This window comes from Bacillus sp. AM 13(2015), from assembly GCF_001518755.1.
Taxonomy (GTDB): Bacteria; Bacillota; Bacilli; order Bacillales; family Bacillaceae; genus Bacillus; species Bacillus safensis.
This window is the reverse complement of record NZ_LKCP01000082.1, coordinates 89,006-103,246: the sequence shown is the minus strand read 5'-3', so window position 1 is coordinate 103,246 and position 14,241 is coordinate 89,006. Positions and strand designations below refer to the sequence as shown.

Sequence of the window (14,241 nt, the reverse complement as noted above, 5' to 3'; positions counted from 1 at the left end):
TATTTTTCATGCAGGCTATCCTTTCTTTACTTACCTAGCGGTGCAGGCACTTTTTTTAGACAAAGAAAGAGGATAAAAAAGATGCTGACATAGCCAAAAACCGGGTAAACCGTTGATATCAGTGTACCGTAACCAATTTTACTAATCACATAGCAGCATATGAGAATAAGGGATATCGTAAAGATGCTGTTCATTCGGATATATGCCCTTACTTGTCTCTCCAGCCCGTATAAATTGCCTATGACGGATGTAAAAACTTCACCGAAGATGACAAATAAATAAATGAGATGAATGGAGTTTGCGACTTGATACACCACCTGGGCCATTGGAATATCAAACGCCTCCAGCATATTTAATGAAGAAAGAGATAAAAAGCAAGCAAGCAAAATGAGTGTCAGCATGACGCCCCCAAGCACCGCTCCCTTTTTAATGACTGCTTCAGAGGTCATTTCATTTGCAACGGGTACTAACACTGCCTGTGACAGTGCTAAATTAAAGGCACCATAGGACACTGCTGAGAGTATCCACTCGCCCTCACCCATTTGCAGCGCAAGAACATAACTTTCACTGCTGCTAAAAACAAATGAATCAAGAAACACAATCAATGAAAAGAAAATCAGCATTGGAACGACAAGGACGTTAACACCAAATAGCCCTTTTGAACCTTTAAAGAGTACAATGACGCTCAGAATGATCGTCAAAAAGATCCCATACTCCTTCGAAATGCCAAGCTGTTCTTCAAAAATAGCCCCTGCGCCTGAAATCATGACTGAGGTAACACCGAGTAAAATAAAAAACATCACAATATTAATATATCGACTCGCAGCTGCGCCAAATAAAAACCGGTTCATATCTTGATAAGATTCTGCTTTGATTCGTTTCGAAATCAGCATCATTTTTGCACCAAGGCCAGTAAAAATAACACCGCTAATCAGGATTCCTAATAGTCCAACCCAGCCAAAACGAACAAAAAATTCTACGATTTCTTTTCCTGTCGCAAACCCAGCTCCAACCACTGTTCCTACATATACAAAGGCAAGCTGAAAAGCGGATTCATTTGAACGTTTCATGTGACCCCTCCGCACCCATCACTTTCGATTGTCTCTTTTTTATCCTATGAGACAAGTTCCTTGAAAAGAAGGACAAACCATGATTAAATGCAAAAAAGGATTTTTATCCGTCTTTGAGCAAAACAGTTGAAAGTCAAAATAGGTCAGAGTATACTATAGTCAAAGATGGTCAAACAACAGACCATTTTCTTTAACATTCATTGGTCAAATAAAGTCAAACTTTATTTTAAGGAGGTCATGGCAAATGCGTTGTCAACATTGTCAAGTAAATGAAGCAACTATTCGCCTGAATATGCAAGTAAATTCGTCCCGGAGCCAAATGGTTTTATGTGAAGACTGCTATACCTCTTTGATGGAGCAGTCAAAAATGAAAATGGGACCTCAGCTTTTTGGAGGAAGTTCATTCTTCTCTCAACAGGCAGGTCATGCCCCAAACATGGAGCAGCCAAAACAAAAAGGCTTACTCGATGAGCTTGGCCGTAACTTAACAGATGGAGCAAATGCTGGCTTAATTGATCCAGTCATTGGCCGTGATGAAGAAGTCGCAAGAGTCATTGAGATTTTAAATAGAAGAAATAAAAATAACCCTGTTCTTATTGGTGAACCAGGTGTTGGGAAAACAGCGATCGCAGAAGGACTCGCACTGAAAATTGCGAGCGGCGATGTACCAAATAAATTAAAGAACAAACAAATCTATTTATTAGATGTTTCTTCACTTGTCGCAAACACAGGTGTACGCGGTCAATTTGAGGAAAGAATGAAGCAGTTAATTAAAGAACTTCAGAGCCGTAAAAATATCATCTTATTTGTAGATGAAATCCACCTTCTTGTGGGCGCAGGATCTGCAGAAGGATCAATGGATGCTGGAAACATTTTAAAACCAGCCCTTGCAAGAGGCGAACTGCAGCTAGTAGGTGCGACGACATTAAAAGAATATCGCCAAATTGAAAAAGATGCTGCACTCGAACGACGCTTCCAGCCCGTTATCGTGGATGAGCCAACACCAGATGAAGCGATCGACATCTTAAAAGGCATTCAAGATAAGTACGAGGCCTATCATGGTGTCACCTATTCAGATGAAGCCATCAAAGCGTGCGTTCAATTATCTTCCCGGTATATTCAAGACCGTCATTTGCCGGATAAAGCCATTGATCTAATGGATGAAGCTGGTTCAAAAGCGAACCTCTCCATTGATGCTGCAAGTGAAGATGAACTGACAAACCGACTTGCGCAAATTGCCGCAGAAAAACAGGCTGCGCTAAAAGAAGAACAATATGAAAAAGCAGCGAAGCTTCGCGACGAAGAAGAAGCGATAGAAGCAAGACTTCAAAACAAAACAACTGACAAAGAGCATATTGTCACAGCAGAGGACATTCAGGCCATTGTGGAACAAAAAACAGGCATTCCTGTCGGCAAACTGCAAGCAGACGAACAAACCAAAATGAAAGAAATTGATGTCCGTCTAAAAGCACGAGTAATTGGGCAGGAGCATGCGGTTGATAAAGTGGCGAAAGCCGTGAAAAGAAGCAGAGCTGGATTAAAATCGAAACATAGACCGACAGGCTCCTTCCTTTTCGTAGGACCAACAGGTGTCGGGAAAACCGAATTGTCTAAAACGCTGGCTGAAGAATTATTCGGTTCAAGAGATGCGATCATTCGTTTAGATATGAGTGAGTATATGGAAAAACACTCTGTGTCCAAACTCATCGGTTCTCCTCCTGGTTATGTTGGACATGATGAAGCTGGCCAGCTGACTGAAAAAGTGCGCAGAAAACCTTACAGCATCATTTTGCTGGATGAAATCGAAAAAGCACACCCAGATGTACAGCACATGTTCCTTCAAATCATGGAAGATGGCCGTTTAACAGACAGCCAAGGTAGAACGGTCAGCTTTAAAGATACAGTCATCATCATGACAAGTAACGCAGGCAGCGCAGATAAAACGGTCAAGGTCGGCTTCCAGTCTGATCAGGACGAAGCGATTGAGGAACAATCACTCATTGATTCGCTCAGCAGCTATTTCAAACCAGAATTTTTGAACCGTTTTGACAGCATCATTCAATTTGATTCACTAGACAGAGAGGACTTAGTGAAGATTGTTGATCTTCTGCTCAATGAACTGTCAGAGCAATTAAAAGAACAAAATTTAACAGTCCATGTCACAAATGAAGCGAAAGAAAAAATCGCAGAGCTTGGATATCACCCTGCATTTGGTGCTCGTCCACTTCGAAGAACCATCCAAGAGCACGTTGAAGATCAAATGACAGAGATCCTGCTTGAAGAGGAGCAGCTTTCTGGATTTACTGTGGATGTTGAACATGACGAAATCGTCGTAAAAAAAGGATAACTACATCTTCAGGATGATATGCACCTCCATCATGTTGCGGCGGCTAAGTTCCATCTGAACGCTGACGCTCCCCCGCCTCTTTTCCTTTACGATAAAAGAAAAAGAGGTGGATCACATGATGAATTGGAGCTACGATCTTGTCAAAATCATGTATGAAGAAAAACTAAAAGAGCTGCTTCATTTAGATGAACCAGCACAAAATGATTAGATGGAGACTCCCTTTATATGAGAGGGAGTTTCTTCTTTTTACATATACAGAAAGCGCTTTCGTCAAAAATTCTTCACAGAAACTGTCTTAATTTTATATTCTGACTAAAACCCTTCTAGAACACACCGATATTAACTATAGAAAAAGATAGTTAAAGGATTTGGTGAGATAATGGACAAAACATCGTTAATTGGTATTATTTTAGCATTTATTGCACTAGGTGTCGGTATGGTTTTGAAAGGTGTGAGTCTAACTGCTCTTCTCAACCCGGCGGCTATATTAATCATCATTGTTGGGACGGTTGCAGCTGTTGTCATCGCATTCCCTTCTAGTGAAATTAAGAAAACACCAAAATTGTTCGGCAAAATTTTCAAAGACAGCCAGCTTCCAACGATTCAAGAAATGATCCCTCTATTTTCAAACTGGGCACAAATTGCGCGTCGTGAAGGCCTTTTGGCATTAGAAGCAAGTCTTGAGGAAGTCGATGATGATTTTCTAAAGAACGGGTTAAGCATGGCAGTTGACGGCCAAAGTGCTGAATTTATTCGAGACGTTTTAACAGAAGAAGTTGATGCCATGTCTGAACGACATCAGTCAGGCGCATTAATCTTTACACAAGCTGGTACATACGCTCCGACACTAGGGGTACTTGGCGCCGTTGTCGGACTTATTGCAGCACTTGCCAACATGGGAGATATTGAAGCACTTGGACATGCAATCAGTGCTGCCTTCGTCGCCACACTGCTTGGGATTTTTACCGGGTATGTATTATGGCACCCATTTGCCAACAAATTGAAGCGTAAATCAAAGGAAGAAGTAAAGCTTCGTCTAATTATGATCGAAGGCATTCTTTCTGTTCTTGAAGGTCAATCTCCAAAAGTCATTGAACAAAAACTTCTTATGTACTTACCAGCAAAAGAACGTGCAAATCTTGTCATTGAAGAAGGAGAAAATCAAAATGGCTAGGAAACGTAAAAACCATGATCATGAAGACCATGTAGATGAATCTTGGCTTATCCCTTATGCCGATCTTCTGACACTTCTTCTCGCCCTCTTCATTGTGCTTTTTGCATCTAGTTCGATTGATGCGGCAAAATATGAACAGATGGCTAAGTCTTTTAATGTTGTTTTTACTGGCGGTACTGGTGTCATGGATCAATCCAGCATGCAAAGCACGGAAGAAACTGAACATAGCAACCAAGTCAAGAAAGCAGCCGAGGAAGAGAAAGATGAAGAAGCCAAAGCAAAGGCTCGAGACCAAGCGGTTCTCACAAAGGTCAAACAGCAGGTCGATTCATTCATTGCAAATAAAAAACTTGGTTCCAAGCTCGAAACAAAGCTTACGGATGAAGGACTTCTCATTACGATTGAGGATAGTATCTTCTTTGATTCCGGGCGGGCAGTTATTCGATCTCAGGATGTCCCGTTAGCAAAAGAAATCTCAAAGCTGCTCGTCATTAATCCCGCTCGTGACATCGTCATTAGCGGACATACAGATAATGTACCGATCAGAAATTCAGAATTTGAATCAAACTGGTATTTAAGCGCCATTCGTGCTGTGAACTTTTTAAATATTCTTCTTGAAAACAGCAACCTAGATCAAGAGAACTTTAGTACAAAAGGATACGGCGAATTCAAACCGATTGCCTCAAACGATACAGCAGAAGGCAGAAGTAAAAACCGGCGTGTAGAAGTACTCATTTTACCGATTGAGAAAAAAGCGAAATAAAAAAGGAAGCCAGCGGCTTCCTTTTTATTTATTCTTGATGATCATATAAATGCTTTGCACGCAGCCCTACATGTTTGAGCATATCGATGCAGGCATCTTTCTCTTCTTCGCTCAGGACACTGATCATCTCATGAATTTCTTTCGCATGATCTGGGAAGATGTCATCAAGCAAAGCTCGTCCCTGCTTTGTAATATGCGCAAATGTCACCCTGCGGTCTTCTGCACAAGCCTTCCTGCTGAGGAGTTCTTTCTTCTCCAATTTATCGACCACATACGTGATGCTGCCGCTTGCAAGTAAGATCTTATCACCGATTTGCTGAAGCGGCTGATCACCTTTATGATACAGCAATTCTAGCACAGCAAATTCAGTTGGATTCAGCCCGTGCTTCACAATATGTTTGTTCATGTGATGATTAATTGAGCGATAGGCACGTGATAATACAATAAATAATTTCAATGATTTTTCAACATTATGATTTTCCATTTTTTATCATCCTTTATGAAATGCAACCCACTAATGTGACATTAATAAACAATAAGTAAAATGTCAACATTTTGATCCATCTTTAGCACGAAAATGAGACCAGAACGAATCACCTAATTTTTTAAAAATCACACAAGTCATCGTAATAAAGATAGGTTCAATGCTATAATAAGTCTATTAGGTAATACGTTGGAGCGATGAATGATGAGTATACTCAAAGGGTTTTGGAAGAAGATCAGACTTTACCTTATTTTGGTCATGCTTCCAACCCTAATCATTAGTTATTTTATCTACGAAAAAGAAACTGAAAAAATCGATTTAAAGAACAAACAAACCGCTACACTTATGTTAAATATTCACAAAAACCAAATGAATTATTTAATAAGTGAAACAGAAGCGAGATTAACTTCCCTTGCCATGGGATTTGACCAGCCGGTTGAGACGAAAAAAGTACAAAACATCCTAGAGAAAATTTATAAACAAGAACCTCGTTTTTCAGGTCTGTATCTCCTAGACAAAAAAGGAAATGTAACAGCAAGCACCACCCCGTTAAAGGAAAAAATCAACCTATCATTCAGAGATTACTTTAAACGCATTCAAGTGACCAAGCAGACCGTGATCACAGACAACTATGTGAGCCGAATTACAAAACAGCGGATTCTCTCCATTTGTGTGCCTGTTCTCGATGAAAATGAAGAGGTCACCAATGTGCTGATTGCCGCCATTCAAATTGATTATTTAAGAAATATTATGAATGTATTGAATCCTGATCTTCATTTTAAAATGCTGAATCAAAATGGACATGTCGTGTTTACAAGTGGTCCACAGCCAGTACCTGAGGGCGGCAGCACCGTGTCTACATATTTAGATGAAAACAGCTGGAAGCTGGAGGTCTTTCCGCAGCGTGCTTCAACAAGTGAAGTGCTGTCTGTGATGCTCATCCCTTTATCCAGTGCGTTTATTTTATTAAATATTTTATTCACACTAGTCCAGTATATCGTGTTAAGGCGGCAAACTCAGCAGGAGCGTCATCAAAATGAAGCGCAAAAGCTTGAATTGATCGGAACACTCGCAGCAAGTACAGCACACGAAATTCGCAACCCATTAACTGGGATCAGCGGATTTATCCAGCTATTGCAAAAGAAGTATCATTCAGAAGAAGATCAGCTCTATTTTTCTGTCATCGAGGAAGAAATTAAACGGATCAACCAAATCGTCAGTGAATTTCTTGTATTAGGAAAACCAACGGCAGAAAAATGGCAGAATAACTCTGTTAAAGAAATTGTAAGTGAGATCATGCCGATCGTTTTCTCTGAGGCAAACCTTTATAATGTCGAAGTGGACCTACAAATCAATACGATTCAAGATGTGGGCGTGTATTGCACGAAGGATCATATTAAACAAGTCGTTTTAAATGTAGCAAAGAACTCTTTAGAAGCGATGCCAAACGGCGGTCATTTGAAGATTGTGATCGAAGCTGAAAAAGAACATGTCATCATTAAAGTAGCGGATACAGGTGAAGGCATACCAGAAGAGATGTTAAAGCACATCTTCCTCCCCTTTATTACGTCGAAGGAAAAAGGCACGGGTCTTGGGCTTGTCGTGTGTAAACGAATCATTTCGATGTATGGCGGAACAATTGATATTCATAGCGAAGTGAATAAAGGAACGACTGTTATGATCATGCTTCCTTCTGCTCACTCAGCATAGCTGAAGATGTCAGCCGGTTTTGCTTATGCAAGACCGGTTTTTCATGTCAATAAGAGGGGCGGTTCACAGATAAAAGACTCATTTGAGACACAAGATCATGAAAGGAGGGGGCAGATTGTTTCTCATGAAAAAGAAGATGCTGATACTCATTCATCAGGTTGTCCAGTTCTTGACTATATTTAATTGTCATCTCACCAGTGTACCCTTCCACTTGAGCAGCTTCTACCATCTGTTTTCTCTTCTCATCAATGGACATCAGCAATTGTTCTTTCCTTACATAAATATTCATGATCTCAGCTCCCGCAATGATTTCGACTGTCTATGCTCAAAATGATCCGACACCAAAATTATACTTTATTTGTAAATTAAATTAAATATGCTTATTTTATTTAATTTTTTACAGCCTAAAGACCTTTTACCCAATCAAATTTGGGGGTAAACTTCAAATTTGGACAGGACTGTCACATTGATTAAACAGAATTTTATCCTATACAGAAGATCAAAATCAACTATTTTCTTTCACATTTTATGTCTAATTTCCTAAAAAAAAGCTGATCTTCCGCCTCATGCGGAATGATCAGCTCTATCATTAAACCGTTTCTTCCTCGTAAATTGGCACCCAGCCCTCAGTTGTGACAAATATGCGAACTGCGACCACTTTGCGATCCTCTTGAAGTGTAAAGTAATGACGGATGTTTGGCGGAACAGAAATTAAATCACCTGGGTTCAATCTTACATCAAAAAAGACGCCATCCTTGCCTTGAATAGCAAAGATTCCGTGCCCGCTCACAATAAAGCGTACTTCATCATCTGTATGGTGATGCTCACGTTTAAAGTTTTGGAGCAGCTCATCAAGATTTGGCGTGGCATCAGATAATGAAATCACATCCTGCGCTTTGTACCCTCTTTTTTCAGAAATACTTTGGATTTCCTTTTGGAAAACAGTCAAAATCTCTTCCTTTTCCTCATCGGTTAAATCATACTTTTCTGATAAACGGTTTGGCAGCTTTTCAATATCCCAATGCTCATAAATAACCCCTTGGTTTTCTAAATATGATGCAACCTCTTGCTCGTTCTCAAGTAATGTGTTCTCTTCATTGTGAATCAAAATCGTCGCCATGTGCTTTTCCTCCTTTTTATCTTACAAGCTGCTGTTGATACAGCGCTAATTTTAAGTGATAGCTAAATAAAAATTCATATGCTTCTAATACTCGTTTTGCTTCAAAGGCTGTTTTTCCCCAGACCGTGATGCCATGATTGCGAATGAGTACAGCACCAGATGACGCCTCTAGTGTCAGATGTTTGGCAAATTGCTCTGCAAGATGCGGAATATGAGCTGGATTTTCAATAATCGGAATCGACACTTCTGCATCCTCTTCCCAATAACCAAGCGCTTTGATGATTTCGTTGCCTTTAAAACGAATCTCTCCCTTATCCCCATACAGCTCTGACATCACATTATTATCAATGGTGTGGACATGGAGACAGCAGCCTGCTTTCGTCCGTTCATACACGTACGTATGAAGCAGTGTTTCAGCTGATGGCCTAAGCGTCTCGTTCGGATCATGGGGCTGGCCTGCCGCATTTACTAGCACAAAATCTTCATTTGTTTCTTTTCGTTTATCTTTGCCGCTTGCCGTCACCAAAAACGTGATTGGATCATCCGACACCTTGATCGATAAATTACCGCTTGTTCCGAAAAACCAGTCTCTTTGGGCCAGTTCACGTTTAACGTCTGCTAGCTCCTGCCAGCGTTTGCTCTTTGCGTCTGCCATTCCTTCACTTCCTTTATTTGAACAAATTGCGCGTGTAGATCAACAAATGTGTCAAACTCCTTATGTACGAGCCCGAGCTCTTGACATTCATTGAGCAAGTAGTCGCGCGCAAACGTAAGATCTGCATGTTTCGCCGCCTCCACATCAGTCACTGAATCTCCGATCATGATGATGAAATCATCCTCATGAGTCAGGTTTCGAATGATTGAGGGCTTGCAGCATCCGCATCCATTTTGACATTGCGTATCGCAGGCATGCGGCCATTCAATCTGAATATGCTCTTCCCCAAATGATGCATGATTGCAATAAATATCGTCTCGATCGACAATGCCTTCGAGGATGGGGTAGACAAAAAAGTCCATCCCCCCACTAAGTACATAGAAAGGAATGTCTGCTTTTTTTACCTCATCCACAAATTCCTTAAATCCTTCTCGAATCTCTGTATCCTCTAAAATAAATGATTGAATGGCTTCCTTCTGATCACTTGTCAGTAATTGAAACATCTGCCCGACGCCTTCTTGAATGGTAATTTCCTTTGACAGGACACCATCCTTCAGTTTCGTCCATTCACTCGGTGCAAACTGTTTCATGATGCGGATGATATTATCATTTTTTGTAATTGTTCCATCAAAATCACAACACACAATTGGTTTTTTCATTATTCTGCTACCCTTCCCCAAAGATCAAGTGCCGCTTTTAAGTCTTGGCAGGAAGCCGCCTTATCTTGGATAGACTCTTCCTGTATAACGGCATCAATGATCGAACGAAATGCCTTCCCTCCGCCGATGGCTCCCCGCGGATGTCCGTGAATGCCTCCACCTGCGTTAATCACATGATCAATTCCAAAATCTTTGATCAATACTGGAACCATTCCTGGATGAATGCCTGCTGACGGGACAGGGAATGTTTTTTGAACCGTATCCTCTTTCACGCAAGCTTCATAGATTCCAAGGGCATCCTTTTTCGGAAGTGCAACCGATCCATAAGGTGAGGGAAAGAGGCTCAGATCAGCGCCAGCATATCGGTTTAATTTGCCTAAAAGAAGAGAATGCGAGAATCCATATTCAGTAGAGGATGTCAATGCACCACTCACTGCGGGATGCGCCATAATAGGCAGTGGAATATCTGGATCCTCAGCTAAGCTTTGCATGACATCAAGACCGTAAGCAAAGACATTGAATAAGAGCGCATCTGCTCCAAGTTCAGCGGCCTTTCTCGCTCGATCCCTCAGGTCAAAGGTTCTGCCCGTTAAATTGACAGCATACAGCGTGCGGTGTCCTGTCTCTTCATAGGTTTCTTTTAAAATCTCTTTTCCTTCTTTGATTCGCTCTTCAAAAGGAGCTAATGGACTTTCAAATAAAATTTCATCGTCTTTGATGAGGTCAACCTCGCCTAATGCCTGTAAACGGAGCTGCTCTTTTAAATCCTGCATATCACGGCCGATAACACCTTTAAAAATACTCATCAATAATGGACGATCAAATACATTTACCTTATTTCGTATGCCATCAATTCCAAATGCCGGTCCTGGCAGGCTTTTTTTAAATTCTTCAGAAAATTGGATATCGACTAGCTTCACTTTTCCGTCTAGTGAAAGCTTTCCAAAAATCGTCGTGAAAACAGCTGGTAAATCTGCTGAAAAGTTTGCCTCAGGATAAGCAATGGTCACCTCTGATTGATAAAGGCCATTTTCGGCTGGAGCAGCCTTTTCTAATACTTTTTCAACTCGGCCTTTATGCTTTTGAAGCTGCTCCTTTTTGAGCTGAGGCAAATCCGTCCATGATCCAACTGTTAAACCAAGCGCGATCTGCTCCGCTTTTCGATTTATTTGTTCATCCTCTCGATGTGTTAATACGTATGTTGCCAGTAATTCACTCACTAGGAATCCCCTTTCGATTGCATCATGCATATGTTCAATAAAAAACCTCTTCAAGTGCTTCTTGAGCGCCTTAAAGAGGTTATTTCGTGTTATTCATCCGAATCTTATCTCTCAGCGCTTGCTGCAAGAATTAGCACCGTGCTTCATGGAAGTCGGTTGCCGGGCTTCATTGGGCTAGTCCCTCTGCCTACTCTTGATAAGAATATTCAATTTTCTTAAATATTGCCTGAATTATCGCACCATTTTTTTATGTTGTCAATGGCTTTTTTTCAAACAGCTTCAAGGCAGCGATGCGCTGAGCAGCTTCTTGTAACCGCTCCTCGCTTGTTAGAAGCCCTACTCTCACGTACCCTTCACCGTGAGCACCAAAGCCATTACCTGGCGCTACAACAACATGCGCTTTTTCTAATAATAAATCAGAAAAGGCTTCAGATGTATATCCTTCTGGCACCTTTAACCAAGCAAAAAATGATCCCTTTGGAGCACTGACTTCCCAGCCAATTTCTTTGCAGGCAGCTATCCACACATTCCGTCTTTTCTCATATCGGTCATTTTGCACCCGTACGCACGTTTGATCGCTTAATAGGGCTTCCGCTGCTGCATCTTGCGTGGCTTTAAACAACGAGACAAACAAATGATCCTGATAAAGCTCAATCGCTTCAATAACAGACGGATTACCTGCTGCAAATCCTACTCTCCACCCTGCCATATTGTACGTTTTAGACAATGTGTAAATTTCTATTCCCGTCTCTTTCGCTCCATCTACTTGCAGAAAGCTGATCGGCTTTTCTCCATCAAATCCAATGCCGCCATATGCAAAATCATGAACAACACAAAGCTTGTGATCTTTCGCAAATGTCACGGTTTCTTCAAAAAATGAACGGCTTGCCGTAGCCCCCGTCGGATTGTTGGGGTAATTTAAGTACATTAATTTCGCCTTTTTCTTATCATCCTCAGGCAGCAAATCGTAGTCAGGTAAAAAATCATTTTTTTCAAGAAGTGGCATGGTCACCATATGAGCTCCAGCAAGTACAGCACCTGACCAATAATCAGGATAACCTGGGTCAGGGACGAGAAGCGTATCACCCGGATTCAGCAGGCATTGAGGCAGCTCAACAAGCCCTGCTTTCCCGCCAAATAAAATCGCAATTTCCGTCTTTGGATCAAGCGTAACGCCATATTCTCTTTCATAAAAAGCGGCAGCGGCCTTTTTTAATTTCGCTGTTCCACGGAATGAGGAGTATTGATGATTTTCAGGTTTTGCTACCGCTTCCTGCATGGCTTTTACAATGTGCGGAGGAGTTGGCTGATCAGGATTTCCCTGCCCCAAATTAATGATATCTGCCCCTTCCTGCACTTTTTTCTGCACCTTTTGGACAAGGGACGCAAAAAATTGTTTCGGTAATTGTTTCAACACATCTGATTGCTGGAATTCCATTTCTTCACCTTCTATTCAAGTTACGTAACAATACAATCACTGTAATGGATTGTTTTATGAATTGTAAAGCAATTTTGAAAAAAGATTGACATGTAAAGCGCAGCTCTGATAATATCTTGAATTAAGAAATGCAAACAGACACGAAACAATTACATATTGATTTCTCTTATCGAGAGTTGGGCGAGGGATTTGGCCTTTTGACCCCAACAGCAACCGACCGTTAATACCACTGTGAAGTGGGGCGCAGCAAGTAACGCGCCAAGACAATTGTCTTATAGGGCACGGTGCTAATTCCATCAGACGTATGTGCTGAGAGATAAGAGAGGCTTTGAGCATACACACCATCAAGCCTCTTTCTCTCAGGAGAAAGAGGCTTTTTTATATGATTTGGAGGGGAAGCAATTGGTTACACTTACGGCATCATATGAAGAACTAACAGAAAGCTCGGCAGTTGCACTCGCAATTAGACTTGGCTTAATCCAAGAAAGCAGTCATTTGACTTGTACTGAAATCGGCGACGGGAATTTAAATTACGTCTTTCATATTTATGATCACAAACAAGAAAAAGGATTGATCATCAAGCAGGCGTTGCCTTATGCAAAGGTGGCTGGTGAGAGCTGGCCTCTTACATTAGACCGGGCAAGAATTGAAAGTGCTGCCCTGATCAAACAGTCAGAATATGCGCCGCATCTCGTACCAGCAGTCTATTATTCAGATACAGCTCTTGCAGTGACAGCCATGGAGGATCTCTCACACTTAGAAATCGTCAGAAAAGGGCTAATTGACGGAAAACAATATCCGCATTTATCTGATCATGTTGGAGAATTTTTAGGAAAAACACTTTTTTATACATCTGACTTTGCGACAAATCCTAAAATCAAAAAACAATTTGTGAAGCAATTTACGAACCCTGACCTGTGTGATATCACAGAAAAACTTGTCTTCACAGACCCTTTCTTTGATAGTGAAACAAATGACTTCGAAGAAGAATTAAGAGAATCAGCAGAAGCGCTTTGGGCAGATCTTGAGCTGCAAGCCAAAGCAGCAGAATTGAAGCGTATCTTCCTCACATCAGCTGAAACATTGGTTCATGGAGATCTTCATACAGGCAGTATTTTTGCAAATGAGACTGAAACGAAAATCATTGATCCAGAATTCGCGTTTTACGGTCCCTTTGGATTCGATATCGGCCACTTTATCGCCAATTTGTTCCTGAATGCTTTATCTCGCGAGAATGAACACGAGCAGCAGCACCTTTTTGACCATGTCGTCAATGTATGGGCAACATTCAAAGAAGTGTTCACAAAAGCTTGGAAAGAGGACAGCATTGAAGCATTTAGTGTATCGGACAGCTTTTTAGAAACAACGTTTGATCGGATTTTAAAAGAAGCGACAGGCTTTGCCGGCTGTGAGCTTGTCCGCCGAACAATTGGTCTTGCTCATGCCGCTGATCTTGATGCGATTCCATCACCAACTAGACGGATTCAGCAGAAAAAAGCAGCACTGACACTTGGAAAAACATTTATCAAACAATATCATGCAGTGGAAACAGCGTCTGACCTCGTCGCATTATTCCAGCCATCTGTAAAGGAGTGACGGGT

13 protein-coding genes and 2 riboswitches are annotated in these 14,241 nt (G+C 41.2%); of the genes, 5 read left to right on the top strand and 8 right to left on the bottom strand.

All coding sequences use genetic code 11. The annotated features are described in order from the left end of the window. Positions 1-26: 26 nt before the first annotated feature. Positions 27-1,070, bottom strand: coding sequence for a YkvI family membrane protein (locus tag AOQ70_RS14140; RefSeq protein ID WP_059376923.1), 1,044 nt, complete (start codon positions 1,068-1,070; stop codon positions 27-29). A 244-nt stretch (positions 1,071-1,314) separates the two neighbouring features. On the opposite strand from AOQ70_RS14140, the gene AOQ70_RS14135 reads away from it, so the two are divergent. The 3 genes from AOQ70_RS14135 to motB all read left to right on the top strand — a co-directional run bounded on the left by AOQ70_RS14135 (position 1,315) and on the right by motB (position 5,354). Beyond that, on the top strand, positions 1,315-3,417 hold the full coding sequence (locus AOQ70_RS14135) for an ATP-dependent Clp protease ATP-binding subunit (RefSeq protein ID WP_059376921.1): 2,103 nt from the start codon (positions 1,315-1,317) through the stop codon (positions 3,415-3,417). Positions 3,418-3,796: 379 nt separating this feature from the next. Beyond that, on the top strand, positions 3,797-4,591 hold the full coding sequence (gene motA / locus AOQ70_RS14130; protein ID WP_024424680.1) for a flagellar motor stator protein MotA: 795 nt from the start codon (positions 3,797-3,799) through the stop codon (positions 4,589-4,591). Continuing rightward, a complete protein-coding gene (gene motB / locus AOQ70_RS14125) occupies positions 4,584-5,354 on the top strand; it encodes a flagellar motor protein MotB (RefSeq protein ID WP_039178076.1) in 771 nt (256 codons plus the stop codon). The genes motA and motB overlap by 8 nt, the downstream gene beginning before the upstream one ends. A 28-nt stretch (positions 5,355-5,382) precedes the next feature. Here motB and AOQ70_RS14120 read toward each other — a convergent pair whose 3' ends face one another. Beyond that, entirely contained in the window at positions 5,383-5,838 is a 456-nt protein-coding gene (locus tag AOQ70_RS14120) for a MarR family winged helix-turn-helix transcriptional regulator (RefSeq protein WP_034281539.1), read from the bottom strand. A gap of 204 nt (positions 5,839-6,042) precedes the next feature. Here AOQ70_RS14120 and AOQ70_RS14115 point away from each other — a divergent pair, with 204 nt between their 5' ends. Further along, positions 6,043-7,548 carry an ATP-binding protein gene (locus tag AOQ70_RS14115; RefSeq protein ID WP_058838975.1) on the top strand — a complete coding sequence of 502 codons (1,506 nt, stop codon included), beginning with the start codon at positions 6,043-6,045 and terminating at the stop codon, positions 7,546-7,548. 46 nt (positions 7,549-7,594) lie between these two features. Here the strand turns inward: AOQ70_RS14115 and AOQ70_RS14110 are convergent, their stop codons facing one another. The 6 genes from AOQ70_RS14110 to AOQ70_RS14085 all read right to left on the bottom strand — a co-directional run bounded on the left by AOQ70_RS14110 (position 7,595) and on the right by AOQ70_RS14085 (position 12,640). Continuing rightward, on the bottom strand, positions 7,595-7,837 hold the full coding sequence (locus AOQ70_RS14110; RefSeq protein WP_039178071.1) for an aspartyl-phosphate phosphatase Spo0E family protein: 243 nt from the start codon (positions 7,835-7,837) through the stop codon (positions 7,595-7,597). Positions 7,838-8,137: 300 nt separating this feature from the next. After that, the gene (locus AOQ70_RS14105) at positions 8,138-8,668 is read right to left on the bottom strand and encodes a 1,2-dihydroxy-3-keto-5-methylthiopentene dioxygenase (protein WP_024426834.1); all 531 of its coding nucleotides are present in this window, start codon (positions 8,666-8,668) and stop codon (positions 8,138-8,140) included. Positions 8,669-8,684: 16 nt separating this feature from the next. Then, a complete protein-coding gene (locus AOQ70_RS19980) occupies positions 8,685-9,323 on the bottom strand; it encodes a methylthioribulose 1-phosphate dehydratase (protein ID WP_059376919.1) in 639 nt (212 codons plus the stop codon). Next, complete coding sequence (locus tag AOQ70_RS19975; RefSeq protein ID WP_058838973.1) at positions 9,287-9,982, bottom strand: 2-hydroxy-3-keto-5-methylthiopentenyl-1-phosphate phosphatase; 696 nt, start codon at positions 9,980-9,982, stop codon at positions 9,287-9,289. The genes AOQ70_RS19980 and AOQ70_RS19975 overlap by 37 nt, the downstream gene beginning before the upstream one ends. Then, entirely contained in the window at positions 9,982-11,202 is a 1,221-nt protein-coding gene (gene mtnW / locus AOQ70_RS14090) for a 2,3-diketo-5-methylthiopentyl-1-phosphate enolase (protein WP_058838972.1), read from the bottom strand. Before mtnW ends, AOQ70_RS19975 begins: the two co-directional genes overlap by 1 nt. Positions 11,203-11,303: 101 nt before the next feature. Continuing rightward, positions 11,304-11,405, bottom strand: a riboswitch (SAM riboswitch). 44 nt (positions 11,406-11,449) lie between these two features. Then, positions 11,450-12,640, bottom strand: coding sequence for a pyridoxal phosphate-dependent aminotransferase (locus AOQ70_RS14085; protein ID WP_039178065.1), 1,191 nt, complete (start codon positions 12,638-12,640; stop codon positions 11,450-11,452). 164 nt (positions 12,641-12,804) lie between these two features. Next, a riboswitch (SAM riboswitch) is annotated at positions 12,805-12,962 on the top strand. An 80-nt stretch (positions 12,963-13,042) separates the two neighbouring features. On the opposite strand from AOQ70_RS14085, the gene mtnK reads away from it, so the two are divergent. Beyond that, positions 13,043-14,236, top strand: coding sequence for an S-methyl-5-thioribose kinase (mtnK, locus tag AOQ70_RS14080; RefSeq protein WP_059377104.1), 1,194 nt, complete (start codon positions 13,043-13,045; stop codon positions 14,234-14,236). Positions 14,237-14,241: the final 5 nt, after the last annotated feature.

What these genes read in the sequence shown, in the direction of transcription:
- AOQ70_RS19980 (WP_059376919.1), bottom strand. Translation starts at nt 9,323, where the DNA reads ATGGCAGACGCAAAGAGCAAACGCTGGCAGGAGCTAGCAGACGTTAAA.
- AOQ70_RS14115 (WP_058838975.1), top strand. Translation starts at nt 6,043, where the DNA reads ATGAGTATACTCAAAGGGTTTTGGAAGAAGATCAGACTTTACCTTATT.
- AOQ70_RS14110 (WP_039178071.1), bottom strand. Translation starts at nt 7,837, where the DNA reads ATGAATATTTATGTAAGGAAAGAACAATTGCTGATGTCCATTGATGAG.
- motA (WP_024424680.1), top strand. Translation starts at nt 3,797, where the DNA reads ATGGACAAAACATCGTTAATTGGTATTATTTTAGCATTTATTGCACTA.
- AOQ70_RS14120 (WP_034281539.1), bottom strand. Translation starts at nt 5,838, where the DNA reads ATGGAAAATCATAATGTTGAAAAATCATTGAAATTATTTATTGTATTA.
- AOQ70_RS14085 (WP_039178065.1), bottom strand. Translation starts at nt 12,640, where the DNA reads ATGGAATTCCAGCAATCAGATGTGTTGAAACAATTACCGAAACAATTT.
- AOQ70_RS14135 (WP_059376921.1), top strand. Translation starts at nt 1,315, where the DNA reads ATGCGTTGTCAACATTGTCAAGTAAATGAAGCAACTATTCGCCTGAAT.
- motB (WP_039178076.1), top strand. Translation starts at nt 4,584, where the DNA reads ATGGCTAGGAAACGTAAAAACCATGATCATGAAGACCATGTAGATGAA.
- AOQ70_RS14140 (WP_059376923.1), bottom strand. Translation starts at nt 1,070, where the DNA reads ATGAAACGTTCAAATGAATCCGCTTTTCAGCTTGCCTTTGTATATGTA.
- AOQ70_RS14105 (WP_024426834.1), bottom strand. Translation starts at nt 8,668, where the DNA reads ATGGCGACGATTTTGATTCACAATGAAGAGAACACATTACTTGAGAAC.
- AOQ70_RS19975 (WP_058838973.1), bottom strand. Translation starts at nt 9,982, where the DNA reads ATGAAAAAACCAATTGTGTGTTGTGATTTTGATGGAACAATTACAAAA.